Source organism: Vibrio nitrifigilis (genome assembly GCF_015686695.1).
GTDB lineage: Bacteria > Pseudomonadota > Gammaproteobacteria > Enterobacterales > Vibrionaceae > Vibrio > Vibrio nitrifigilis.
On sequence record NZ_JADPMR010000001.1, the window covers coordinates 235,937 to 262,673 of the forward strand.

At 42.0% G+C, this 26,737-nt stretch carries 20 protein-coding genes, 1 tRNA gene, 1 rRNA gene and 1 other annotated feature; of the genes, 12 read left to right on the forward strand and 10 right to left on the reverse strand.

From position 1 onward, the window contains the following. Positions 1–141: 141 nt before the first annotated feature. From I1A42_RS01065 to rluD, 5 genes are all read right to left on the reverse strand, one after another. Positions 142–217 (reverse strand) — tRNA-Ala (locus I1A42_RS01065). A 91-nt stretch (positions 218–308) separates the two neighbouring features. Then, positions 309–1,861 (reverse strand): 16S ribosomal RNA (locus tag I1A42_RS01070). 473 nt (positions 1,862–2,334) lie between these two features. Next, positions 2,335–4,908, reverse strand: a complete 2,574-nt coding sequence (clpB, locus tag I1A42_RS01075) for an ATP-dependent chaperone ClpB (protein ID WP_161157089.1) — start codon at positions 4,906–4,908, stop codon at positions 2,335–2,337. Between the two features lie 120 nt (positions 4,909–5,028). Continuing rightward, a complete protein-coding gene (pgeF, locus tag I1A42_RS01080; RefSeq protein WP_196122391.1) occupies positions 5,029–5,757 on the reverse strand; it encodes a peptidoglycan editing factor PgeF in 729 nt (242 codons plus the stop codon). Between the two features lie 24 nt (positions 5,758–5,781). Beyond that, positions 5,782–6,756, reverse strand: coding sequence for a 23S rRNA pseudouridine(1911/1915/1917) synthase RluD (gene rluD / locus I1A42_RS01085; RefSeq protein ID WP_161157091.1), 975 nt, complete (start codon positions 6,754–6,756; stop codon positions 5,782–5,784). A 158-nt stretch (positions 6,757–6,914) separates the two neighbouring features. On the opposite strand from rluD, the gene bamD reads away from it, so the two are divergent. From bamD to yjjX, 6 genes are all read left to right on the forward strand, one after another. Then, the gene (gene bamD, locus I1A42_RS01090) at positions 6,915–7,643 is read left to right on the forward strand and encodes an outer membrane protein assembly factor BamD (RefSeq protein ID WP_161157092.1); all 729 of its coding nucleotides are present in this window, start codon (positions 6,915–6,917) and stop codon (positions 7,641–7,643) included. A 367-nt stretch (positions 7,644–8,010) separates the two neighbouring features. Next, positions 8,011–8,325 carry a ribosome hibernation-promoting factor, HPF/YfiA family gene (hpf, locus tag I1A42_RS01095; protein WP_161157093.1) on the forward strand — a complete coding sequence of 105 codons (315 nt, stop codon included), beginning with the start codon at positions 8,011–8,013 and terminating at the stop codon, positions 8,323–8,325. A 105-nt stretch (positions 8,326–8,430) separates the two neighbouring features. Further along, positions 8,431–8,552 (forward strand) — a sequence feature (Phe leader region). A 14-nt stretch (positions 8,553–8,566) separates the two neighbouring features. Continuing rightward, entirely contained in the window at positions 8,567–9,742 is a 1,176-nt protein-coding gene (pheA, locus tag I1A42_RS01100) for a prephenate dehydratase (RefSeq protein WP_196122393.1), read from the forward strand. Between the two features lie 184 nt (positions 9,743–9,926). After that, positions 9,927–10,970, forward strand: a complete 1,044-nt coding sequence (locus I1A42_RS01105) for a polyamine ABC transporter substrate-binding protein (protein ID WP_230389323.1) — start codon at positions 9,927–9,929, stop codon at positions 10,968–10,970. Beyond that, entirely contained in the window at positions 10,954–13,311 is a 2,358-nt protein-coding gene (locus tag I1A42_RS01110) for a putative bifunctional diguanylate cyclase/phosphodiesterase (RefSeq protein ID WP_196122395.1), read from the forward strand. Before I1A42_RS01105 ends, I1A42_RS01110 begins: the two co-directional genes overlap by 17 nt. After that, positions 13,274–13,804, forward strand: coding sequence for an inosine/xanthosine triphosphatase (gene yjjX, locus I1A42_RS01115; RefSeq protein ID WP_161157097.1), 531 nt, complete (start codon positions 13,274–13,276; stop codon positions 13,802–13,804). Before I1A42_RS01110 ends, yjjX begins: the two co-directional genes overlap by 38 nt. A 48-nt stretch (positions 13,805–13,852) precedes the next feature. Here the strand turns inward: yjjX and trpR are convergent, their stop codons facing one another. After that, positions 13,853–14,155, reverse strand: coding sequence for a trp operon repressor (gene trpR, locus I1A42_RS01120; RefSeq protein ID WP_161157098.1), 303 nt, complete (start codon positions 14,153–14,155; stop codon positions 13,853–13,855). Positions 14,156–14,209: 54 nt separating this feature from the next. After that, positions 14,210–16,153, reverse strand: a complete 1,944-nt coding sequence (locus I1A42_RS01125) for a transglycosylase SLT domain-containing protein (protein ID WP_161157099.1) — start codon at positions 16,151–16,153, stop codon at positions 14,210–14,212. Between the two features lie 285 nt (positions 16,154–16,438). On the opposite strand from I1A42_RS01125, the gene ettA reads away from it, so the two are divergent. Both ettA and I1A42_RS01135 read left to right on the forward strand, forming a co-directional pair. Continuing rightward, entirely contained in the window at positions 16,439–18,106 is a 1,668-nt protein-coding gene (ettA, locus tag I1A42_RS01130; protein WP_161157100.1) for an energy-dependent translational throttle protein EttA, read from the forward strand. Between the two features lie 170 nt (positions 18,107–18,276). Next, positions 18,277–18,639, forward strand: a complete 363-nt coding sequence (locus I1A42_RS01135) for a PilZ domain-containing protein (protein WP_329604794.1) — start codon at positions 18,277–18,279, stop codon at positions 18,637–18,639. Positions 18,640–18,691: 52 nt separating this feature from the next. On the opposite strand, the gene tyrA is transcribed toward I1A42_RS01135, so the two are convergent. Together tyrA and I1A42_RS01145 are read right to left on the reverse strand one after the other, a co-directional pair. Continuing rightward, positions 18,692–19,819: a bifunctional chorismate mutase/prephenate dehydrogenase gene (gene tyrA / locus I1A42_RS01140; protein ID WP_196122397.1), complete on the reverse strand. Its 1,128-nt coding sequence runs from the start codon at positions 19,817–19,819 to the stop codon at positions 18,692–18,694. Positions 19,820–19,832: 13 nt separating this feature from the next. Next, the gene (locus I1A42_RS01145) at positions 19,833–20,909 is read right to left on the reverse strand and encodes a 3-deoxy-7-phosphoheptulonate synthase (RefSeq protein ID WP_196123757.1); all 1,077 of its coding nucleotides are present in this window, start codon (positions 20,907–20,909) and stop codon (positions 19,833–19,835) included. Between the two features lie 243 nt (positions 20,910–21,152). Between I1A42_RS01145 and I1A42_RS01150 the strand changes: the two genes are divergently transcribed. Both I1A42_RS01150 and btsR read left to right on the forward strand, forming a co-directional pair. After that, positions 21,153–22,850: a sensor histidine kinase gene (locus I1A42_RS01150; protein WP_196122399.1), complete on the forward strand. Its 1,698-nt coding sequence runs from the start codon at positions 21,153–21,155 to the stop codon at positions 22,848–22,850. After that, complete coding sequence (gene btsR, locus I1A42_RS01155; RefSeq protein WP_161157105.1) at positions 22,843–23,565, forward strand: two-component system response regulator BtsR; 723 nt, start codon at positions 22,843–22,845, stop codon at positions 23,563–23,565. The genes I1A42_RS01150 and btsR overlap by 8 nt, the downstream gene beginning before the upstream one ends. A gap of 5 nt (positions 23,566–23,570) precedes the next feature. On the opposite strand, the gene nagZ is transcribed toward btsR, so the two are convergent. Next, on the reverse strand, positions 23,571–24,554 hold the full coding sequence (gene nagZ, locus I1A42_RS01160; RefSeq protein ID WP_196122401.1) for a beta-N-acetylhexosaminidase: 984 nt from the start codon (positions 24,552–24,554) through the stop codon (positions 23,571–23,573). A 105-nt stretch (positions 24,555–24,659) separates the two neighbouring features. Between nagZ and I1A42_RS01165 the strand changes: the two genes are divergently transcribed. Together I1A42_RS01165 and murQ are read left to right on the forward strand one after the other, a co-directional pair. Continuing rightward, positions 24,660–25,772 (forward strand): anhydro-N-acetylmuramic acid kinase, encoded by a 1,113-nt coding sequence (locus I1A42_RS01165; protein WP_196123758.1) that lies wholly within the window; start codon positions 24,660–24,662, stop codon positions 25,770–25,772. A gap of 17 nt (positions 25,773–25,789) precedes the next feature. After that, positions 25,790–26,716, forward strand: coding sequence for an N-acetylmuramic acid 6-phosphate etherase (murQ, locus tag I1A42_RS01170; protein ID WP_161157107.1), 927 nt, complete (start codon positions 25,790–25,792; stop codon positions 26,714–26,716). The last annotated feature ends 21 nt before the right edge of the window (positions 26,717–26,737 follow it).

Consider the following 26,737-nt stretch of genomic DNA (forward strand, 5'->3'; position numbering starts at 1 on the left):
AGAACTTTTACAAGTAATTTTCTATTTCATTGAAATAAAAGATTACTTTGTCAGCTTTCCAAATTTTTAAAGAGCATGGAATCAGTATCAACTAAAGATACTAACCATTTTTAAGAACACTTAAGTAAATGTGCTTAAAGATGGTGGAGCTATGCGGGATCGAACCGCAGACCTCTTGCATGCCATGCAAGCGCTCTCCCAACTGAGCTATAGCCCCATTCCTTTGCTAGTAACTAAGTTACTGGCCAAACTCGCTCTATTAAACCGTATCAATCTGTGTGAACACTCATCGCAATAATCTATATCGTTAAGGAGGTGATCCAGCGCCAGGTTCCCCTAGCGCTACCTTGTTACGACTTCACCCCAGTCATGAACCACAAAGTGGCAAGCGTCCCCCCGAAGGTTAAACTACCTGCTTCTTTTGCAGCCCACTCCCATGGTGTGACGGGCGGTGTGTACAAGGCCCGGGAACGTATTCACCGTAGCATTCTGATCTACGATTACTAGCGATTCCGACTTCATGGAGTCGAGTTGCAGACTCCAATCCGGACTACGACGCACTTTTTGGGATTCGCTCACTTTCGCAAGTTGGCCGCCCTCTGTATGCGCCATTGTAGCACGTGTGTAGCCCTACTCGTAAGGGCCATGATGACTTGACGTCGTCCCCACCTTCCTCCGGTTTATCACCGGCAGTCTCCCTGGAGTTCCCGACATGACTCGCTGGCAAACAAGGATAAGGGTTGCGCTCGTTGCGGGACTTAACCCAACATTTCACAACACGAGCTGACGACAGCCATGCAGCACCTGTCTCAGAGTTCCCGAAGGCACCAATCCATCTCTGGAAAGTTCTCTGGATGTCAAGAGTAGGTAAGGTTCTTCGCGTTGCATCGAATTAAACCACATGCTCCACCGCTTGTGCGGGCCCCCGTCAATTCATTTGAGTTTTAATCTTGCGACCGTACTCCCCAGGCGGTCTACTTAACGCGTTAGCTCCGAAAGCCACGGCTCAAGGCCACAACCTCCAAGTAGACATCGTTTACGGCGTGGACTACCAGGGTATCTAATCCTGTTTGCTCCCCACGCTTTCGCATCTGAGTGTCAGTATCTGTCCAGGGGGCCGCCTTCGCCACTGGTATTCCTTCAGATCTCTACGCATTTCACCGCTACACCTGAAATTCTACCCCCCTCTACAGTACTCTAGCCTGCCAGTTTCAAATGCTATTCCGAGGTTAAGCCCCGGGCTTTCACATCTGACTTAACAGACCACCTGCATGCGCTTTACGCCCAGTAATTCCGATTAACGCTCGCACCCTCCGTATTACCGCGGCTGCTGGCACGGAGTTAGCCGGTGCTTCTTCTGCAGCTAACGTCAAATGATGAGACTATTAATCTCACCACCTTCCTCACTGCTGAAAGTACTTTACAACCCGAAGGCCTTCTTCATACACGCGGCATGGCTGCATCAGGCTTGCGCCCATTGTGCAATATTCCCCACTGCTGCCTCCCGTAGGAGTCTGGACCGTGTCTCAGTTCCAGTGTGGCTGATCATCCTCTCAGACCAGCTAGAGATCGTCGCCTTGGTGAGCTCTTACCTCACCAACTAGCTAATCTCACCTGGGCATATCCTGACGCGAGAGGCCCGAAGGTCCCCCTCTTTGAGCCGAAGCTATTATGCGGTATTAGCCATCGTTTCCAATGGTTATCCCCCACATCAGGGCAATTTCCCAGGCATTACTCACCCGTCCGCCGCTCGACGCCGTTAACGTTCCCCGAAGGTTCAGTTAACTCGTTTCCGCTCGACTTGCATGTGTTAGGCCTGCCGCCAGCGTTCAATCTGAGCCATGATCAAACTCTTCAATTAAAGTTTTTTGTGGCTCAATGAATACTGAATAAATTGACTGTGCCAAGTCTTTCGACTTGATTGGTCACTCAGTTCATTGAAACCAATTGGAAACCGAAGTTTCTCATTTGATTATCATCAACGAGTGCCCACACAGATTGATAGGTTTAAATTGTTAAAGAGCTTGCTTTTCAAGAAATTTTCTCTCAAAGCGGACGATTATTCTAGCGATTAATTCTTTTCAGTCAACCACTTTTTTCATTTAATTTCTTAAACTTAAAAACCGTCTTGTTGTAGGCGAGATAACTATCTTGTGCCTGACAACGGAAGCGAATTATAGGGACTTTCTAATACTTGGCAATAGCTAATTGCTAAATTATTCCAGAATTCAGTCTGAATGGTTAAAGGATATTCAAAACGTTCATTTATCCCCCTAAAAACAACAAAGGAAAGGCTAATAGCCCTTCCTTTGCTGCGGTTATAACAGGCAAATATTACTGTCTCGCGTCTATATGCCCATCTTTAACACTCAGATAAATAGGTTGTCCTGGAACAAACTCCCCTGCCAACATTGATTTTGCTAGTGGGTTTTCCACATTTTGTTGAATTGCACGTTTTAATGGACGCGCACCATAAACTGGATCAAATCCAACTTCGGCAATCAATGCTAATGCTTCATCATCAACTTTCAATTCATAGTCGCGATCAAGCAAACGAGCACGTAGACGGTCAAGCTGAATAGACGCAATCGAACGAATATGCTCTTGGCCTAATGGGTGGAACACGACGGTTTCATCCACACGGTTTAAGAACTCCGGTCGGAAATGCTGAGTAACCACTTCCATTACCTGTTCTTTCATTCCCTGATAATCAACATGAGCGAAACTTTCTTGAATGCGCTCTGACCCCAAGTTAGACGTCATGATCACGACTGTGTTACGAAAATCGACAGTTCGACCTTGACCATCCGTCAAACGACCATCATCCAGTACTTGTAATAAGATATTAAAGACATCTGGGTGAGCCTTTTCCACCTCATCAAGTAAGATGACTGAATAAGGTTTGCGACGCACGGCCTCAGTTAAATAGCCGCCCTCTTCATACCCGACGTAACCTGGGGGCGCACCAACCAAACGAGCCACTGAATGTTTTTCCATAAATTCGGACATATCAATACGAACCATGGCATCTTCGCTATCAAACATAAAGTTAGCGAGTGTCTTACACAATTCAGTTTTACCTACCCCAGTTGGACCTAAGAATAGGAACGAACCAATTGGACGGTTCGGATCAGATAAACCTGCACGGCTACGACGAATAGCATTAGCGACAACTTCAACAGCCTCTACCTGACCAACCACACGCTCATGCAGAACATCTTCCATGCGTAGCAGTTTTTCTTTTTCTGCCTCCAACATTTTCGAAACCGGAATCCCCGTTTGCCTAGAAAGCACTTCCGCTATTTCCGCATCTGTTACTTTGTTACGCAACAAGGTCATCTCTTGCATTTCTGCTTGCGCGGCTAAGTCGAGTTGCTTTTCTAACTCAGGTATACGCCCATACTGTAATTCAGACATGCGGCTTAAATCACCGGCACGACGAGCAACTTCCATATCCAATCGAGCTTGTTCTAACTCAGATTTAATATGCTGTGTACCTGATAATGCAGCTTTTTCAGCATTCCAAACTTCTTCTAGCTCTGCATAATCACGCTCTTTTTCTTCTAACTCTTCGTTTAAAATACCTAAGCGTTTTTCGCTCGCATCATCATGCTCGTTAGTTAATGCTTGCTGTTCGATTTTTAACTGGATAATTTTTCGTTCCAGTTTATCGAGCGCTTCTGGTTTTGAATCTATTTGTAGACGAATGCTAGAAGCCGCTTCATCAATTAAGTCAATCGCTTTATCAGGCAACTGACGATCAGAAACATAACGATGAGATAGCGTTGCAGCAGCCACAATTGCTGGATCGGTAATTTCCACATGATGGTGCAGTTCGTATCGCTCTTTCAAGCCACGTAAGATGGCAACTGTATCTTCAACACTTGGTTCATCCACCAGCACTTTTTGGAAACGACGTTCTAATGCTGGGTCTTTTTCGATGTATTGACGATATTCATCTAATGTTGTCGCGCCCACACAGTGAAGTTCACCGCGAGCCAGTGCTGGTTTAAGCATATTACCAGCATCCATTGAGCCTTCGCCTTTACCCGCGCCGACCATAGTATGGAGTTCGTCAATGAACAGAATAACATTACCTTCTTCTTTCGAAAGTTCATTAAGTAATGATTTCAAACGTTCTTCAAACTCACCGCGATATTTAGCACCAGCAACCAGTGCTCCCATATCTAACGCCAATACACGACGACCCCGTAGTCCTTCTGGCACTTCATTGTTAATGATACGTTCAGCTAACCCTTCAACAATTGCAGTCTTACCAACCCCTGGTTCACCAATGATAACCGGGTTATTTTTCGTACGACGCTGCAATACTTGGATAATACGCCGAATTTCATCGTCACGGCCGATAACAGGATCTAGCTTGCCTTGTTCAGCTCGTTCAGTCAGATCGATAGTATATTTTTCTAATGCTTGTCTTAATTCCTCAGCATTTGGATCATTGACAGTTTGACCACCGCGGATTTTTTCAATTGCGGCACTCACTGTTTTTTCGGTTAGACCGAACTCTTTTAGTAGGTCCCCTAATGGACCACGATCTTGTAATGCCGCTAACAAAAATATTTCAGAAGAGATATACGCATCTTTACGTTTCTGAGCGACTTTATCGCAAACATTAAATAGAGTGCCTAAATTGTTAGAAAGCTGAACATCACCACCAATGCCAGTCACTTTTGGCAAACGGTCGAGCATCTCACCGAGTTTAGAACGCAACTGCATTGCATCGACGTCAAGCATGGTGAGTAAAGGACGAATTGGACTGCCATTTTGATCCATCAGTGCTACCATCAAATGTACTGGTTCGATGTACTGATGATCCCGCCCAAGTGCGAGTGACTGAGCGTCGGAAATGGCTACTTGAAATTTACTTGTAAATCTATCAAGACGCATAACAACCTTCCTAACCTCAAATGAGTTAAATTGATTACGTTAGGAAAATGGTCACCCGACAAGACAATTTCAAGGGAAATGGACGAATTTATTTACATTTAGTGAACTAGATAAGTGACTTTATTGTTCAATCCAAATAAAAGTAGCTTGCCGACCTGTGACACCATCGCGGCGATAAGAATAAAACTGCTCTGCATTTTCATAAGTACACAGATTCGAGGAATAAACATCCGTGATACCCAATGCTTTTAAACGGATTCGGGTAATTAAGTCCATATCAGCCCACCACTTACCCGCTTTATTACCTGGTTTAAAGGCTTGCTCAGTCTCTGAGTGCTCACAAGTAAATGCCTGAAGAACATCCTCACCAACTTCAAATGCCCTAGGTCCAATCGCCGGTCCCAACCATACCATGGGGTCCTCGGAAAAATGACGCAGAGCTTGTTCAACAATACCACCAGCAAGTCCTCGCCATCCGGCATGCACAGCAGCAACACGTGAACCTGAACGATTAGTAATTAAGACAGGTAAACAATCTGCTGTCATCACAGAGCAAACCACATTAGGCTTATCTGTCACACTACCATCGGCATCAAGAATCTGCGTTGTTGGTGCTTGCAATATTGCAACTTGAGTTGAGTGAGTTTGATTTAACCATACAGGAGCGGAAGGCATATTTGCCTCCGCTTCTACTACTTGCCGATTACGCTCAACAACATTTGGATCATCCCCAACGTGCAACCCTAAATTCAGCCCTTGGTAAGGGGCTTTAGAGCATCCACCAATACGAGTAGAAGCAAATGCTTTAATAGAATTTGGGGCTGGCCAATTAGGGATAATGTGTGTCATTAATGTCAACGTCTCATCAAGTAATTAGTATTCTTCTAATGGATTTTGCTTTGCATCTTCACGCAATGCTTCTGCCATAACCACCATATCATTAGGGACTGGAGCATGGAACTCCAAAAGCTCACCTGTAATAGGGTGATCAAAACGCAGCATAGCTGCATGGAGAGCCTGGCGATCAAAGCCACGAATCATAGCGGTTAGTTCTTCAGAAGCGCCTTTAGGAATTCTAGCTCGACCACCATATGCAGAGTCTCCTAACAATGGATGCTGGATATATGACATATGGACACGAATCTGGTGAGTACGTCCTGTTTCTAGGCGAAGACGAATACGCGTATGTTCACGAAAATGCTCTGCAACACGATAATGTGTGACTGCGTGACGACCCGTTGGAGTAACTGCCATTAACGTTCGTTTAGTTGAGTGACGACCAATCGGCTTATCGACCTTACCACCTGCAGTCATGCTACCAATAGCAATGGCTTCATATTCACGAGTGATATTACGTTTTTGTAACTCTCTCACTAAGTATGTTTGAGCAGGAACTGTTTTAGCCACCACCATCAAACCAGTCGTGTCTTTATCTAGACGATGCACAATACCCGCACGTGGTACTTCTGCAATTGCCGGGTAATGAAAAAGCAATGCATTAAGCACAGTACCATCAGGAGTACCAGCACCAGGGTGAACAACGAAATCACGAGGTTTATTGATAACAATAATATCGTCATCTTCATAAACAATGTTCAATGGGATATCCTGCGCTTCCCAACGTTCTTCATCTTCTAGCTCAGCTAATACGGTTAATACTTCACCACCAAGAACTTTGGTTCTTGGTTTAGTGACGACTTCGCCATCGACCGTGATTTTGCCTTCAAGTAGCCAATCTTTAAGTCGAGAACGTGAAAAATCACTGAAGAGTTCAGCCACAGCTTGGTCTAAACGTTGACCAAGTTGGCTTTCTTTTACTGTTTGTGTAAGTTGAATCTGTTGCGCCATATCGAACTTTTTCAAAAACCGTGGGACTAATGCCACTAGTATGGATAATATATGACGCCATTGTATCTGTTACTGCTAAGAAAGTAACGTCACGTTTTACGGAGCACATTCGCTCCTAATGTTTAAGAAGCACTAATTTCAAGGAAGCATCTCCTGACATGAAATATCAGACTATAACGGGCCTACTCGCTGTTACACTTTTATTTGGCTGTTCAAGTAGCAAGAAAGTAGTTCCTGATGTACCACCTTCACAACTTTACTCAGAATCTCAAGAGTCCCTACAGTCTGGTAACTGGGAAACTGCGATTTCCAAACTGGAAGCCTTGGATTCTCGCTATCCTTTTGGCGCCTATTCAGAACAAGTCCAGCTCAACCTTATCTACGCCTATTACAAAAGCGATGATCTTGCTATGGCAAGTGCGGCTATTGAACGTTTTATCCGTTTAAACCCAACTCATCCGCAAATGGACTGGGTACTTTACATGCGCGGTCTTACTTACATGGCACAAGATAGCAACTTCATGCAAAGTTTATTTGGCATTGATCGTAGTGATCGTGATCCAGAACCCGCTAAATCAGCATTTGCAGATTTTAAGAAGCTATTAGAACGTTACCCTAATAGCCTTTATGCTAAAGACGCTGAAAAACGTATGTTCGCACTTAAAAACCGCCTAGCCGACTATGATTTGGCAACGGCTGATTTTTATTTACGTCGCGAAGCTTGGATAGCAGCGATCAATCGTTGTCAGGAAATCCAAAAAACCTATCCAGATACTGAAGCTGCGCGTAAGTCACTAGAAATAGAAGCGAAAGCCTACAAAAAGTTAGGATTAACTAAAGCAGTGCAACGCACAGAGAAATTAATACAATTAAATCCTGAAATTTAATTAGTATTCAGATTCAAAAAATAGAAAAGGGCCACTTATAAAAGTGGCCCTTTTTATGAAATACTCTGTGATAAAAAGTGATAAACATCACGTTTTATCAGCGAGCATTTCTTGCACAACCTTATTTTCAGCACGAGACAATCCACTAAATAATCAGGGATTTTTAGTCTCTACTTACACCAATGTAACCCGTATTTTGTGGATCTCAAGCTTTTTCTACTTCTTTTTTGGCCACTCCTTGCGGAAGATCACGTTCAGTTTCAAACCCCAAAACTCCATGTTATAAAGTGATCTATATCACATAAATCCAGTATTACATCCTGCAGTCTGGAGTCATCCAATAAGGGACATAACAGAGGAAATTTTTATGCAATTGAACATCACTGGTAAAAACATCGACGTTACCTCTGCCATCCGTAATCACATTGAAAGTAAATTTAAAAAGCTAGAAAAATGGCAAGTGGACATAATTAGCTGCCAAGCAAGCTTTAGTGAAGCACCGAATAAACAGAAAAAATTCGATGCTAATGTGAGTATCCCAAAAGGTCAGTTGAATGCATCTTCGACTCATGAAGACCTCTATGTCGCCATTAACGACGTAGAACAAAAATTGGAACGCCAACTCAATAAGTTGCGTCACAAACCAGAAGCCAGACGCTCTTCACCGACGGCTCTTTTATAACGAATACTTTAGCAATAGCGCCTTTTGGCGCTATTTTTTTGCTTGACGCTTTAACTGGCCTTGCTTATTGTGAGGGTACTAACCAAATTTGGATTTCATAAACAATATGAATCATCGCCTGTTCTTTTTTGACTTCTTTTTTCTCCGCTAATGCTCGGAGGCTGGTCGTTGGCATAAAGAAAGTCAAAAGCGAACAGAAAGCCTCCCAAACGGGAGGCTTTTTTTATAAGGATAATTTACAATGACAGACAAATCTTACTCCTTAGAGGAGATTAGATTGCGCCTAAATGAACTGGATGATCAACTACTCTCTCTGCTATCGGAACGCCGTCAATTAAGCATTGAAGTAGCCAAAAGCAAAGTCAAAACATCAAAACCTGTTCGTGATGCAAAACGAGAGCAAGAACTGTTAGTAAAACTTATCAACAAAGGTAAAGAACACTACGCCCTAGACGCTCAATACATCACAAAGATCTTCCACACAATTATTGAAGATTCCGTGTTATTGCAGCAATCCTATTTACAAGAATTGGCCAACCCGAATTACAGTAAACCTTTAGCTCGAGTTACCTTTTTGGGAGCAAAAGGCTCGTACTCACATTTAGCAACACGTGAGTATTTCAGTCGTAAGCAAACAGAACTCATAGAATTAAACTGCCAACATTTCCGAGATATCACTGAAACCGTTGAAGCAGGTCATGCTGATTTTGGTGTTTTGCCAATAGAAAACACCAGTTCCGGCTCTATCAATGAAGTGTACGATATTCTACAGCACACCACCCTTTATATTGTGGGTGAAATAACTCAGCCGATCGAACACAGCCTACTCGCGACTGCTGATGTAAGTTTAGAAGATATTAAAGTTCTCTATTCTCATCCCCAGCCACACCAGCAATGCAGTGAATTTTTGCGTCATATGAAAGATGTTCAACTGGAATCCTGCGCAAGCACTGCCGACGCAATGAAGAAAGTTCACGAAATAAATCGCCCTGAAGTGGCAGCAATTGGTAGTGCTGCAAGTGGTAAACTGTATGGGTTACAACCAATAAAATCACACATTTCAAATCAAACTGAAAACTACACTCGTTTTATTGTTGTGGCACGTAAACCTGTCGATGTCTCATCACAAATACCGGCTAAAACAACCTTGATAATGTCAACGGGTCAGGAAGCTGGCTCTCTCGTTTCTTCTTTATTAGTTCTACAACGTTATGGAATTAATATGACTAAATTAGAATCACGCCCAATAATGGGCAACCCATGGGAAGAAATGTTTTATGTTGATTTAGAATCTCATTTAGAATCACCTGAAATGCAGCAAGCTTTAAGTGAACTAACTAAATTAACTCGGCATTTAAAAGTACTTGGCTCATACCCAATTGAAAACGTTAAACCGACACAAATTAAATTGAATTAATAGTTGGTATATCAATATAGAATAAGAAAAATGCTGACACGAACACATTGCTTACTTTACAATCGTTTGCATAAAAGTAACTTGGTATCAATGGGTTTTGTGTCAGATTTTCTTTAATTGGCACCTTTCACTCCTGATCATTTCTCTAATTGCTGTCTACTTTAAAAGGTTAAACAACTTTATTATGAAGAAGGGTGTTATCATTTCCTTACTAGCAAGTTTGCTGTTTGTGAAATTTGCTACTGCGACTGAACTTAACATTTATTTATGGGAAGACACGTTATCGAAACGCGTTATAAACAAATGGAACGAAAGTCACAATGTAAAATTAAATTTATACCATTTTGATAACGATGATGAACGTAGTTTATTAATGCTAAAAAGTTTACAACTACCTTTTGATATTGTGGTATTAGATAACATTTCTGCTCATCTTTTTTCCCGTCAGAATGTATTCGAAAATTTGAAAGATTTGCCTAATCGCAAAAACAACCTTCCTCGCTGGAATCAAGCCTGTGGTACTCACGCCATTCCTTATTTTTGGGGTTCAGTGGGTATTGCATACCGTAAAAGCAAGGTCGACCATATTCCAACAAAATGGAATGACGTCGTACAAATGTCGGACAAGCAAAAAGGCCATGTGGGCATGATTCAAGATAGTGTAGAAACACTACTACCCGCTCTTTATAGCCTTGATTACTCACCGATTACTGATAATGAAAACGCTTTAAAACAAGCTTATCAGAAAATGCTGAAAGCAAACCCGAATATACTGACATTTGAATATTTACTTAGCTACGTTCGCAGCCATAAAAACAGTGATAAATTGCATTTGGCCGTCGCCTACAGCGGTGATCAGTACTCTCTAAATCGTTTTTTTGGCAATGATGACTGGGATTTTGTGACACCGGATGGAGAACCGTATTTATGGATTGACTGTATGGCAATAAACAGTAATTCTCACGTCAAGAAAGAAGCAAAAGAGTTTTTGGAATTCTTAATGGATCCAGAAATAGCAAAAATAAACGCGCTGGATATTCGAGCTGCAACACCTAATACTGCAGCCCTAAAAATATTGCCAAAGTCATATGTGAATGATAAATCTATTTTTCCTCCCGCTGCAGCACAAGGCGGTGGTCTTATCGACAGTGAACTTTCACCAGCAAATTTAAACGTCAGAGCAAAAATTATAAATAGTATAATCAATCAACATGAAGCTAAACCATAGAATACTTTTGTTGATCGCTCCGGTTATTCTACTGAGTTCGGCTGCGTCAAATTACATCATATATAACAGTCAAAAAGATGCGTTAATCAAACGTACGGATAGTTATCTTCAATTGAATATGGAAAAACTGGCCAGCCACTTTCGTCAAACGAAAGCACTGGTCAGTAGCTATTCATTCACCTTAGCCAAAAGTGACATTATTCGTTACTACTTCTCTCACAAACAAAACCCTTACCGAGAGCTAGAACTTGTCGACAATATGCATGAAACACTGCATATTTTGCAGCCAAGTGAGCAAAAATTTGTTGCATTATCCATTCTCGATGGCAACAAAAAGGTGCTTTATTACGCTGAGAACAGCAATGATCCATTTGCTCAAATAGACCCCACGGTAAAAAAATACGTTGATGCGCGCTTTGAGAAAACACGCAGAACATCGGATGTGAGTTTTACCACTAACTCTTCAGGAGATGGCGTATTAGTTCGCTATGATGTCCTTGATACACAAACGTTAGAAACGCCGCTGAGCTACAATCGTGATGAAGTGTTCTTTGTTGTGGTTTATGTCAAACTTGATCAGTTCAACGCCTTAAGGCACAAGATGGAGTATGACAATAAAACCCTTGTGTATTTCGCCCATACTCCACCGAAACACAATTACCCATTATTACAAAGTGTTGAATTACAACCAGGGCTATATGCGATATTTGACCCTGCCCCAATGTTGTTAAAAAACCAGCTGAGTTCGATTCAAAAAGATCTTTTGGTCTCTTTTAGCGTTTCAGCCTTTGTCACAGTATTGCTACTCTTGATATTGCTCTATCGTCACGTGATTAACCCAATCTTACGTCTCGATTCTCAGCTCCAAGAAGTGGAAAATAAACAGCGACGTAACATAGAAAAGCTCAACACAAATGATGAAATTGGGCGTTTATCGACTCGTTTTTATGTCATGTACACCGAATTAGAAAGTACTTATCAACGTACTAAAATTCTGGCAGAAAATGATCACCTGACTAAGCTTGCTAACCGCCACCAATTCCAAGTTCAAGCCCAGAAAGCTCTAGCCGAATTGCCACCAAAGCACCACGCTTGGGTGCTATATATAGATTTAGATAATTTTAAATATGTAAACGACAAGTATGGTCATCAAGTTGGAGATTCTCTTCTCATTAGTTTTGCCACTCACATGCGGCTACTTTGTGATGAATTCCAGCGAGAAGATGGTGTGGTCAGTATTCCTGCACGGTTATCTGGAGATGAGTTTGCCATTATCATTTGTAGTCCACATAGATTGCCGCACTCAGCGCAAAAGTTTGCAGAACTACTGTTGGAACCGATTTTAAATAAATCAAGTACCGCTTTGTCTAACCTCCCGATAACGGCCAGTGTGGGGATTTCCACCTATATTCAAGATGGCGATCATATAGATAAACTATTAATACATGCCGATGCGGCCATGTATCAGGCTAAAAACTCAGGTAAAAACCAAATTTCTTTCTATTCCAGAAAACTGGATAAAGAAGTACAACGCCGTAATCGTATCGAACGCGCTCTACGTTCAGGAAATTTTGATGACGAGTTTACACTTTATTATCAGCCTTATTTTTCTCGAACTGATGGCATGATAGCCGGTGTAGAAGTACTGCTAAGATGGCATTCCAAGCATCTAGGTGATGTTTCACCGAAAGAGTTTATCCCTGTGGCAGAGCAAACTGGTTTGTTCAATTTACTTGACCGCTGGGTAATCAAAACGGCCTTTAGCCAATATACTACGTTACGGAAAGTACTGAATGAATCACTTCAGCTATCAATTAATTTATCAACAGCAACACTAACTTCACTTGAGTTGGCAAACTTTATTGATAAGCAGGCTCATAAGCATCAAATATCACCTAATATGGTCGCATTTGAAATCACTGAGACTTTTACAGCAGATAAACAGAACTATTTACTGCTGACCGAATTGAATCACTTAGGATTTGGTCTGACAATTGATGATTTCGGTGTCCATCACACCTCTTTAGCACAGCTACTTCAATATCCCGTGAAGAATATTAAGTTTGGTCGACACTTCCTAGAGACATTGTCTGAGAAGAATAAGCAGAGTGTGATTAAACCACTGATTGAACTGTGCCATTCACAAGGCATGACGGTAACAGCTCAGGGAGTGGAAAATTACGATAGTCACCATTGGGTATCTTCCCACCAGTGTGACTATCTACAAGGCTATTTTTATGCCCAACCCATGTCTTACAGTGGCATAATTGAGTGGCACACTAATAAACAAGAAACGGTAAATCATGCAAAAGGTCATCATTTCATCACTCAATCCAGCTAAAATCAGTGCGGTTCAAACGGCTTTCGAAACCGTATTTCCCGGAAATATGTTTGAGTTTAGTGGTGTCAGCGTACCTAGCGAAGTCTCTGATCAACCGATGAGTGATCGTGAGACTCATCTTGGAGCCATCAATAGAGTCCGCAACGCTAAAGAAGCTCAACCTGATGCTGATTTTTATGTTGGTATTGAAGCTGGCATTGAAGGGAAAGCAACATTTGCTTGGATGGTTATTGAAAATTCACAGAATCGTGGTGAATCTCGCTCAGCAAGTTTAGAGCTTCCTCCTTTGGTTCTAGCCAAATTAGCCAAGGCCCATGAACTTGGTGATGTAATGGACGAACTTTTTGCTACCGAAAACATCAAGCAAAAAGGGGGAGCAATAGGCCTTTTGACTCAATTTCAATTAACGCGAAGTTCTGTATATCACCAAGCACTGATCTTAGCGTTAGTCCCTTTTCTTAATCCCGCTTATTTCCCTGCAAACCTCGTATAAAGGTATTTTTCTAATAAAAAAGGCTAACTCATCGTTAGCCATTTTTATTTAAGCTTCTGGTTGCTTTATCAAGCTATCAAGAACTTTTTTATCTTCTTCAGAGCAAGACTTCAATTCATTCGAACCTCGAGTGATTGTTGCAATACCAACTCCCAGCATTTGGCTGATCTGCCTTTGCGACAACTCACCTTTCATTAATTCGCTGAAGATATTTACTCTAGCAATCAAAGCATCTCTTTCATCAGCAGTCATCAGCATGGTTAATAACATTTCGTGCTGTCCAGTCTTGGCCGCACGTTCAACTAATGCCATCAACTGCTGCCACTCAGTGTATTCTGGTTGTTGTGACATAACAGTTCTCATAAATTGATATATCAGCCTATTGTAGATGACCGACCTAAAGAATCAATATCTTGCTTGCGTCTCCATTGAAGTTAAAAACCGCCCTTGCGTGCCAGTCAAATCACGATAGTAAACTTCAAACATCAATATGTTTTGTACGTAACCACGCGTTTCTTTGTAAGGGATAGATTCAATAAAAGCATATGGACCTAGTTTACCTTGAGTTTCTGAGCGCCAACGATCAACTCTAGCGGGACCTGCATTGTATGCAGCTAGAGCAAAAATACGATTTTTATCATACCGTTTTAATAGGCTTTTGAAGTAATGACTACCTATTTCAATATTTTTACCTACATCATAAAGTTCATCGGCTCCCGAATAATCGAGTTGGTATTTTTTCGCTGTATAACGCGCAGTTGAAGGCATAATTTGCATAATACCTCTTGCCCCAACAGAGGAATGGGCATCCGCATCTAATGCACTTTCTTGGCGCGCAACCGACATTAAAGTAATAGGATCGACATTGTGCTTATTGCCCCAAAACTTAAACCACCATTGATGGGCTAATGGAAAACGCAATTCAATATTATCCCATAGGCTTGCAGAGATAGACGCTGTCACAGTGAGGTGATACCAATGCTGGTTTGCCGCATAAACAGCAAGCATCTCCTTTTCGGTATGATTGACACGATCCAGTAACCACCCCCACTCACGCTTAGCGGCAGCAATTTTGTCCCGCTTGATGAGTTCATCAATGCGGTCAAGAGCTTTAGTATATGGAGCAACAACCCCCGCTCTGTAATTCACCTCGTGGTTTGGATAATGAATCGACTGTTTTAATGCGTTTGCCGCTGCGACACTGTAAAAGTTGCGTTGACCAATGACCTTACTTAATCGCTTGGTTCCTTGCGCTTTTAAACCTAACTCCATATCGCTACGACCTAACCAATATTGCCAGCGAAGCGATTCTTGCTCATGTTTCGGTAATAAGCTGATCCATGCTTTAACTCCCTGCCAATCAGCATGTCGAATGGCAAGGCGGGTCCGTATTTGTACTAACAGCGGATCTTTGCTGGCAGCAACGACACTGTCGCGCCATTGAACTAAGGTTTGGTCATCATCATGCAGTAATTGTAAGGTAATATATCGCGCCAAATTGTGGGTCTGTTTTTCACGCCAATGTGGCAGCTCTTTAACGCTATTGAGCAATCGTCTCGCTTTCTTTGCATCACTTCTAGCAACTTTCTTGATGGACAATTCGATTAAATCGCCAAGCTGGGAAGTATGTGGAAACCGCTTAGCAAAATAGACAATTCGTTGTGGGTGAGAATATAGCTCTAACATATTCATCCCCCATTGCATCATATCTTGGTCTTGCAGTTTTTGAGCAAGATAACTGATTAAATTGGGGTTTCTGGCATCAAACGCCAACAGCATCCGTTGATAAATTAACGCATCAGTACGTCCACCAGATTGTGCCCAAGCACGAAACAGAGGATCGCACTCATCAGCAATACTATCGCCTTTTAACCATAAAGCTCGCGCACCGCGAAAAGCAGATTTCTGATCACCGGTCACCCATTTAGCGTAATAGTAATCACACTGAAATGACTCTCCGATAGGTTCATGATGCTGAAATGCTAAAAATTCTTGCCACTTTTTTTCTTTGGCAAGCGCTGTTAAATAAGGAGCACTGATACGAGCTGAAAATGGATAATCTCGATAATTGTGAACAAATTCCCGAACTTGTTGCGGAGATTTTTTCCCAATATTAACCAACATCGCACGATAATCGAGATATGGCGCGAGTGGATAGTTTTTTAGTTTTGCGCGTACTTTTTGGTATGCAGCGACATCGTCTTCATCAAGCCAATCTTGCGCTTGATCGTACAAATTTCTCTGCTGTTCAAGAGAGATTGCTGCAGATGACGAACTGCTAAAAACCAGGCCACAAACAAATAAGGCCGGTACTACCTTTGGCAGCCGGAACACAGAGAGTAATGACATGAAATAAAATCCTTAACTCCTTTACTAGACCATCCATTACGCAAACTATAGGAAAAAAAGTAAACACGTGGGAAGTTAACTTGATGTAAAGAATTGGACATTGCTTACATTTATTGATGATTGTCCAATTTATTTTCAATCTTCATCTAAGGTATTTAATGGTGAGATATCGCTGTGAAGACACAGTGGAATTACCATTATGCTAACAATAAGCACCTTGAGGTTGTTTGGGTATAGTATAGAATGACGGTTTTATTTTATTGAAAAGATTAGGAACGATCGGCAATGGCTGAATACGTATATACCATGTCTCGGGTGAGCAAAATTGTGCCGCCTAAGCGTCAAATACTAAAAGACATTTCGTTGAGCTTTTTCCCGGGCGCTAAAATCGGTGTTTTAGGTCTAAATGGTGCGGGTAAATCAACTTTATTACGCATCATGGCAGGTATTGATAAAGATTATGATGGTGAGGCTCGTCCGCAACCCGGTCTAAATGTAGGTTATCTACCTCAAGAACCTGTACTAGATGAGAGCAAAACAGTTCGCGAAATCGTTGAAGAAGCAGTGGCCGATGTGGCTGGAGCACTAACTCGCCTTGATGAAGTTTATGCCGCATACGCAGAGCCAGATGCCGATTTTGATGCTCTTGCTAAAGAGCAAGGCGAACTAGAAGCACTTATTCAAGCCAAAGACGGTCATAATCTTGAAAACTCATTGGAACGCGCAGCAGACGCTCTACGTCTTCCTGAGTGGGACCAAAAAATTCAACACCTTTCTGGTGGTGAACGTCGCCGTGTAGCCATCTGTCGCTTACTGCTCGAAAAGCCAGACATGTTGTTACTTGATGAACCAACCAACCACCTTGATGCCGAATCTGTTGCTTGGCTGGAACACTTCCTTGTTGACTATTCTGGTACCGTTGTGGCGATCACCCACGACCGTTATTTCCTTGATAACGCAGCTGGATGGATTTTAGAGCTTGACCGTGGTGAAGGTATTCCATGGGAAGGTAACTACAGCTCTTGGCTTGAACAAAAAGACGCTCGCTTGAAGCATGAGGCCGCTCAAGAGAAAGCTCGTCAAAAAACCATTGAGAAAGAACTGGAATGGGTTCGTCAAAACCCTAAAGGTCGTCAGGCAAAATCAAAAGCACGTATGGCGCGCTTTGAAGAATTGCAAAACACTGATCACCAAAAACGTAACGAAACCAACGAACTCTTTATTCCACCAGGTGAACGCTTAGGTGATAAAGTACTCGAGGTGAATAACCTCACTAAATCATTTGATGGCCGCGTTCTTATCGATGATCTTTCATTCAGTATGCCTAAAGGTGCCATTGTCGGTATCGTCGGTGCCAACGGTGCAGGTAAATCGACGCTGTTCAAAATGCTGAGTGGCGTAGAACAACCAGATTCAGGTTCTATAGAATTGGGTGATACTGTGAAACTGGCATCAGTTGATCAGTTCCGCGATAGCATGGACGATAAGAAAACCGTTTTCCAAGAAATTTCTGAAGGAAACGATATCATCCGTATCAACAACTACGAAGTTCAAGCGCGCGCTTACTGTTCTCGCTTCAATTTTAAAGGTGTCGACCAACAAAAAATCATCGGTGAACTATCTGGTGGTGAACGCAACCGTGTGCATTTAGCAAAATTGCTGAAAGCGGGTGGTAACGTATTACTACTCGACGAACCAACCAACGATCTTGATGTAGAAACGCTACGTGCACTAGAAGAAGCGTTACTTGAGTTCCCTGGTTGTGCCATGGTTATCTCGCATGACCGCTGGTTCTTAGACCGTATTGCTACTCACATCATCGATTACCGTGATGAAGGCAAAGTTAACTTCTATGAAGGTAACTACACTGAGTATATGGAATGGCTAAAAGCCACTGAGGGCGCTCAAGCAGCTGAGCCTCATCGTATTAAATACAAACGTATTACCAAGTAATATTATGAAATAAAGATAGGCTGCATATTTATTGCAGCCTTTTTTATATCGGGAAAATACCTAACCGAAGACATGTAAATAAGACCTTCTATTTGCAATAACTTTGCTATGCTTAGGTGAGTAGATTTGTATCTTTCGATAAAAAGCTTAAGTTAGAGGATAGAATCTTGATGGAAAGACGTCGCTTTCTACGCGTAATTTATCAAGCCCCAGTGACTTTAAAACAAGGCGATCTTACTTTCCCAGCAATGGTAAGAGATATTTCCTTACACGGCATGTTGGTGCATTGTGAGGCTCCACAATCACTATCGACAGACACTGTAATAGAAGTATCATTACAGCTCCCGGACAGTGATGTTGAGATTAATCTTATTGCTAACATTGTCGATTTAAAAGCTAATATATTACGTTTAAAAGTCGATCATATTGATTTAGAAAGCCTTGCTCACCTGAAAAGGTTAGTCGAACTTAATATGGGAAATGACGATATGTTACATCGCGACCTCGACCATTTAATGGACCAAGATAGCTAAAAGATGCAATAAAAAACGCTGCTCAAAGCAGCGTTTTTTATGAATTGTTCCATTAACCTCGATGAATCGCATCGTGGGCCTGTTTCAATAAATTCTGACTTTCACGCATAAACTGTTCAGAGTAATCACCAAACCACTCACTGACTTTGCCAAAATTATCGATAAACCCTTGCTTGTCACCACGCTTAATCAGTTCAACCGACTCAGTAAAACTCTTATGAAAACGTTCTATCATATCCACGTTCTCTTGAGAGGAAAGAATAATATCTCCATATAAATTAGGATCTTGTGCAAACAAGCGCCCAACCATAGCAATCTCAAGACGGTAAATAGGTGAACTTAATTGCAGTAATTGAGCCATATTCGGTTTCACTTTGGATAAATGAACACCGTAAGCAAACGTCGTAAAGTGGCGCAGCGCTTGAATCATAGTCATCCCATGATCATGATCTTCTGCGGCAATGTTACAAATACTAGCGCCCCAAATACCCAACTGTTCAAGTAGCCATTGATAATGCTCTGCCCCACGGCCATCACAACAAACGACCACCTGTTTAGCTAAACTTGGGACGTCTGGTCCAAACATAGGATGCAATCCGACCACTGGACCTTCATGCACATCGAGCATCGCTTTTAGTGGCTTAGACTTAATCGACGTAAAATCAGCAAGAATACAGTCTTTGGGAAGTTTGTTTAGTTTACCTATCACCTCTAAGGTTAGGTGAATTGGCACGGTCACAATCACTAACCCAGCATCGTGCAAAATTTCATCGGCTTGGCTCCAGTCATCTTTTTCGATCACTTTCACCTCATAACCAGACAAACGGAACATTCGCCCAAATAACGTTCCAAGTTGTCCTCGACCACCAATTAAAACAACTGAACGCAGCTCAGGTTTTAAACATTTAAAACCTGAATCTTTTTCACTTGAGTAAGATTCACGCATTGTACGGCGTAAAATGTCTTCAATTAATTGTGGTGGAACACCTTGGCGCTCCGCTTCTTCACGGCGAGAAGCTAACATGGCCGCTTCACGGTCCGGTGCATAAATAGGTAAACCATGCTGACTTTTAACCACTCCAACCTGTTCAACTAATGCTAAACGGCGAGAGAGCAATTCAACCATCTGTTTATCTACTGCATCAATTTGATCGCGTAATGCACGTAACTGTTCGGCCATGTTTTCTACTTCCTTAACTATTCTTTAGTCGATCTTCTAATACTGGTGTTAGGTCACGATGTGCTGAACGTAATAGCTCTTCAGTTGTATTCCAATTAATACACGCATCAGTAATAGAAACACCATATTCCATATCTTCTAGAGCAAGATCTGCAGATTGACTACCTTCATTAATATGACTTTCAATCATCAAACCAATAATAGAAGTATTACCTTGACGAATTTGTTTGAATGCATCATTCGCCACTAAAGGTTGACGACGGTAATCTTTACGTGAATTTGAATGACTACAGTCAATCATTAATGACGGTTCCAAACCTGAATCGCGCATCTCCTGTTCACACTCAGCCACAGACACTGAATCGTAATTGGTCTGTTTACCACCACGTAAAATCACATGACCATTATGGTTACCACGAGTAGTCAATAACGCAACTTGCCCCTCGCGGCTAATGCCCATGAAACGGTGACTAGAAGCAGCAGCTTGCATCGCATTAATGGCTGTAGATAAGCTACCATCAGTACCATTTTTGAAACCAATTGGCATGGATAAACCACTCGCCATTTCACGGTGAGTTTGTGATTCAGTAGTACGAGCGCCAATCGCAGCCCAACTGAAGGTATCTGACAAATATTGAGGACTGATTGGGTCAAGTGCTTCTGTTGCCAGCGGGATTTCCATTTCGGCTAAATCAACCAATAACTGACGACCAATATGCAGACCTTGTTCAATATCAAAGGTCCCATCTAAACGAGGATCGTTAATTAATCCTTTCCAACCTACTGTGGTACGTGGTTTTTCAAAGTAAACCCGCATCACTAAGTAAATTTGATCTTTCAATTCTTCCGATAGAGCTTTCAGGCGACGAGCGTAATCTTTAGCGGCTTCAATATCATGGATTGAACATGGACCACAAACCACTAATAAGCGGTGATCTTTCTTATGAATGATGTCTGCAATCTCTTGGCGAGATTGACGGATAAAACGTCGCGCCTTATCACTCAATGGAATTTTCGCTTTTAGTACGTCTGGAGTGATCAATATCTCTTCATCAACGATATGGATATCACTTAAATCACTTTTTTTCATCTCGATACCTGTAATATTTTTTTTACACTCAGTTGTAAACATTAGTTCCTCAAACTCTATAGGCAAACAAATTATCAGTCTTTTAAAACATTGCAAGTGTAAATAACAAAAAACATATAGTGTACAAAATTATTTACATTTAATTTTTACTGCTATCTGTTAAAAATGGTGCTCTTTTAATATTTTCTCTTCCGTAAGTTATTTACAATAAGCACTCTTATTAATAAGGACTCGATCTATCTTATGGAGTTAATACTCTCTTTAATGCAGCAGATGTGTGTGTATCTAGTTTTAGCATACATGCTGAGTAAAACTCCTATTTTTCTTCCTCTTCTCAATATTTCCTATCGAAGAGGCCATAGATTCTGCCTTTACATCCTATTTTCCTTATTTTGTATCACTGGAACGTACTTTGGTCTACAGATAGATGATGCAATTGCTAATACACGTGCGATTGGTGCCATTATGGGAGGGCTATTTGGTGGACCTTTACTCGGTTTTACCGTTGGTTTTACTGGGGGCATTCATCGTTACATGCAAGGTGGGTTTACTGATGTCGCATGTGCAGTTTCAACCACGGTTGAAGGTATCATTGGCGGAGTGTTTCATTCCTACTTTATTTATCGTAATAAATCTGAAAAATTATTTAGCCCGGTGATCGTATTTGTCATCACACTTGTGGCAGAAATCGCTCAAATGGCAATCATTCTATTACTTGCCCCTCCTTTAGATGAAGCATTTCATTTAGTACAAAAAATTGCCGCCCCAATGATCATCACGAATTCGATTGGTGCCGCGCTCTTTATGAGTATTTTAGTTGACCGTAAAACCATTTTCGAAGAGTACTCGGCCGCCTTCTCAAGACGAGCACTGAACGTAGCTGAACGTTCAGTTGGAATCCTATCTGAAGGATTCACCCCAGATAACGCTAAAAAGATTGCACGAATTGTTTATGAGCAAACGAACGTAGGTGCCGTCGCTATCACCGATACACAAGAAATTCTTGCGTTCATTGGTATCGGTGATGATCACCATATTCCAGGCAGACCTATTTCTTCTTCAAGTACAACAGAAGCCATTAAAATGAATCGAATTATTTATTTAGATGGTAAAGAACACCCTTACCAGTGTTCGATTCGTTCAGACTGTAAACTTGGATCTGCGCTAATTATTCCTTTACGTGCTGGTGATCGTGTCATTGGCACCATAAAGATGTACGAACCGCGCCGTAAGCTTTTCTCAACAATCAATATGTCAATGGCGCAAGGCATTGCACAACTCCTATCGAGTCAGATTTTGTATGGTGAGTACCAACAAAAACAGATGTTGTTGTCTCGTGCTGAGATAAAATTACTGCAAGCTCAAGTTAACCCTCATTTTTTGTTTAATGCGTTAAATACCATTAGTGCTGTTATTCGTCGTCAGCCAGATACAGCTCGAGAACTCATTCAGCAATTGTCTCACTTCTTCAGAAGTAATCTTAAACAAAACGTTGAATCGGTTTCTTTACGTGAGGAGTTAGACCATGTGCGTTCTTATTTAGCGATAGAGCAAGCCCGCTTTGCTGACCGATTGAGTGTAGACATTGATATTGATGCATCGGTATTAGACCGGAAGCTCCCCACGTTTACTTTACAGCCATTAGTTGAGAACGCGGTAAAACACGGCATATCAAACTTACTTGAAGGGGGAAATATTCGGATATATAGCCAACCCCATGATGAAGGCACAAGGATCATCGTTGAAGATAATGCCGGTAGTTTTGATGATAGCCACAAAGAACTCAAGGCTGCACATAGCGGGCTTGGAATACAAATTGTGGATAAGCGTCTGACCAACCAGTTTGGCCCAGTTGCTCATTTACAACCTTTTGTAAATCCAGGATATTACACCCAAATGAGTTTTATCATTCCTCATGTAGGACAACCTCACAATGAATGACAAATTTTCTGCTCTAATCATTGATGATGAGCACTTTGCACGTGAAGAACTTATCGACCTACTACAAGAAAGCCACGATATTGAGGTAATAGGTGAAGCAACTAATGCGATTGAAGGGTTAAAAAAAATCCACCAGCTAAAGCCTGATGTCGTATTTTTAGATATTCAAATGCCAATGGTGACAGGGATTGACCTGATCGCAATGCTTGACCCTGAAGTCATGCCCAAGATTATTTTTGTTACCGCGTACGATCAATATGCTGTACAAGCTTTTGATGATAATGCCTTTGATTATCTCCTCAAACCTATCGATCCCAAACGCTTGAATAAAACACTTCATCGACTTCAGGAAACGCGTCACACTCAGCCTAACTATCAAACTATCACACCACAATATATTGAACAGATTCCATGCATAGGTCATCAAAGAATTATGTTGGTCAATATCGCAGAGGTCGAATTTGCTTGCAGTGAAGTCGGTGGTGTAAAAATCCAAACCATGGATCAAAAATTGACAACTCAACTCACGTTGAAGGTATTAGAAGAGAAGACACCGCTTATGCGCTGCCATCGGCAATACCTTATTCACTTAAAAGCCATTAAAGAAATTAAACTGATTGATAACGGTCTGGCAGAAATCGTCACCCATTCCCACCACACCGTTCCAGTAAGCCGCCGATACTTCAAAGAACTCAAAGAAAGGCTCGGCTTTTGAAGAGACTATTGCTCACAATACGGTGCTAAGGCGGCGGTAGCCGCTTTCCAGAGCGTTGTATGAACCAAATCAGAGTAGCGTATCGATTGTGTTTTTCTTAAGCGCATTGCTTTATCTACTTCGGTGATTGGCAAGTGATCAAGCACTTCTACTGCAGAATTACGATTGTTGCACATCAGTAACATATCACATCCCGCTTCGAGCGCCTGCTGTGCTCTATCAGTAGGCCCGCCCATGATCGCAGCACCTTCCATACTCAGATCATCAGAAAAAACCACACCTCTAAAGTTCAGCTCTCGGCGTAATACATCTTGTAACCAATACTTTGAACCACTTGCAGGCTGTGAATCATAAGCGGGATAAATGACATGGGCCGGCATCATCGCATCTAATAGTTCATGTTCAATCTGATGACGGAATATTTCCATATCCGCCATAATAGAATCACGGTGATCGTAGGGTGTTTCTAGGTGAGAATCAGCCACAACACCACCATGACCAGGAAAATGTTTACCAGTAGTAGCCATTCCCGCACTTTTCATCCCGCGCATAAATGCTGAACTATGCGCAATAATCGTTTTAACATCTTCACCAAATGCACGATTCCCAATAGCACGGCACTCATAGCCTTTATCTAGTACAGGAGCAAAACTAAGATCAATATCGTGAGCCACTAACTCTGCTGCCATCAACCAACCACCGAGTTCGGCAAGCTTTTCTCCTTCCGGTACTGAATGGTACAAGGCTGCAGGAGGTAAGCGAGAGAATCCCTCTTTAAATCGCTGTACACGTCCACCCTCTTGGTCTACACCAATGAGTATTGGACGTTTTGCCGCCTTACGAATACTCTCGTTTAACGCCAATAGCTGGCCACGATCATGATAGTTACGCGAAAAAAGTATCACGCCACCTACAGTAGGATGAGCGAGCATTTCACGCTCTTCCGCATCCAATTCAAAGCCAGTAACATCGAGCCATAACGGACCCATAATTGCTCCTTGGTGATCTGAGAAATATTTAACACTCAGGAAGATTATTTAGTTTGTTTTTCAATTACAATGCCTTGGTAAAGGTTATAACGAAGGGATGACATAATCATGCAGCGCGAACTCTATATCGGCCTCATGTCAGGAACCAGTCTTGATGGCATTGATGTTGCCATCACCGCCATTGACTCAAAGGCAATCTCGTTAGTTGCCAGCGATTGTTTGCCTATCCCTGAAACCTTAAAAGCCGGGTTACTCAGTATCGCCCTAAATGAACCCTCTACCATTGCAAATATAGGCATGTTAGATCATCAATTAGGCCTGCTATACAGTAATGCTGTTATGCACATTCTCAAGCTAGCGAACCTAACACCAAAAGACATTACTGCCATTGGCTGTCACGGGCAAACAGTATTTCATCAGCCGCTAGGGCCACACCGTTTTACCGTTCAATTAGGTGATGCGAATCTCATCGCAGCCCAAACTGGTATTACTACTGTCGCTGACTTTAGACGCAAAGATATGGCATTGGGCGGACAAGGTGCGCCGTTAGTTCCTGCATTTCATCAACATTTATTTGGTCAAAATCACTCCAACGTTGTGATTCTTAATATAGGTGGAATCGCCAATATTTCCATTTTGGAAACAACAGGACATGCACTTGGTTTTGATACAGGGCCAGGCAATATGCTTATGGATGCTTGGTGCCTAAAGCATCATAACCACCCTTTTGATCAAGACGCTAAATGGGCTCAGCAGGGTCAAATTATTCCTGAATTATTACAGCACCTTATGCAAGACAAATATTTCGCGTTACCCTCACCCAAAAGCACAGGGCGTGAATACTTCCATCTAGGTTGGCTAGAACAGCATATGGGACTAGAGAGTTACTCACCAGTTGATGTACAACGAACACTATGTGAATTAACTGCATTAACGGTTGCAGAGCAAATTCAGCCGTATCAATCAGGAGATCACCCTTCTGTTTATGTTTGTGGTGGAGGCGCTCAAAACCCATTATTAATGGAACGACTAGCGCAATTGCTACCCAATTGGCACATAACAACAACCAGTCAACAAGGCGTAGATAGTGATGCCATGGAGGCAATGGCCTTCGCTTGGTTAGCAGAGAGAAGAATTCATAACCAACCAAGCAATCTACCCAGTGTCACTGGCGCTTGTCGCCCAGCCTCATTGGGCGTAATTTATTACCCAGATTGAAAAAGACAAGGACACTTATGACTAATGATGCGCTGCTGACAGCACTCTCCCATTTAGTATCAGAAAAACGTAATCCTGACACTATGGATATTGATCTGCTTAGCTCACAAGAAATCGTATCTCGCCTCAACCAACAAGATAAACTCGTACCGTTAGCCGTTGAGAAAGTGTTACCTCAAATTGCTCAAGGTGTCGATGCCATTACCGAAGCATTTAAACAAGGTGGCCGCCTGATTTATCTTGGAGCTGGTACGAGTGGGCGTTTAGGCGTTCTCGATGCTGTAGAATGTCCTCCGACATTTAGCGTTAGTGATGAAATGGTTGTGGGGTTAATTGCTGGCGGCAAAGAAGCCATGTTTAAAGCTCAAGAAGGTGCTGAAGATTCAGCCGTCTTGGGGGAAACAGAGTTAAAAAATATCAACTTCAATGCGAATGATATTTTAGTGGGAATCGCAGCGAGTGGTCGCACACCCTATGTAATTGGTGCAATAGATTATGCAAAACGAATTGGCGCAACAACTATCGCTTTATCGTGTAACCCCAACTCGCCTATCGCCGATATTGCCCATATTGCAATTTCTCCAGTGGTAGGCCCAGAAGCTTTAACCGGTTCAACACGATTGAAATCTGGTACCGCGCAGAAGCTCGTACTTAATATGCTAACAACAGCAAGTATGATCCGCTTGGGTAAGAGTTATCAGAACTTAATGGTTGATGTAAAAGCAACCAATAAAAAACTTGTCGCAAGAGCAATACGTATCGTTATGCAGGCTACCGACTGTTCAAGAACTGAAGCAGAAAACCTTTTAGAACAGAGCCATAATAACGCAAAAGCAGCCATACTAATGCACCTAACGGGCATCAGTTATGCTGAAGCAGAAGAAAAATTGCACGACTCAGATGGTTTTCTTCGCCGTGCAATCGAACCGGATGAGATTGAGTGAATCATGAACGAAAGCCTTAAT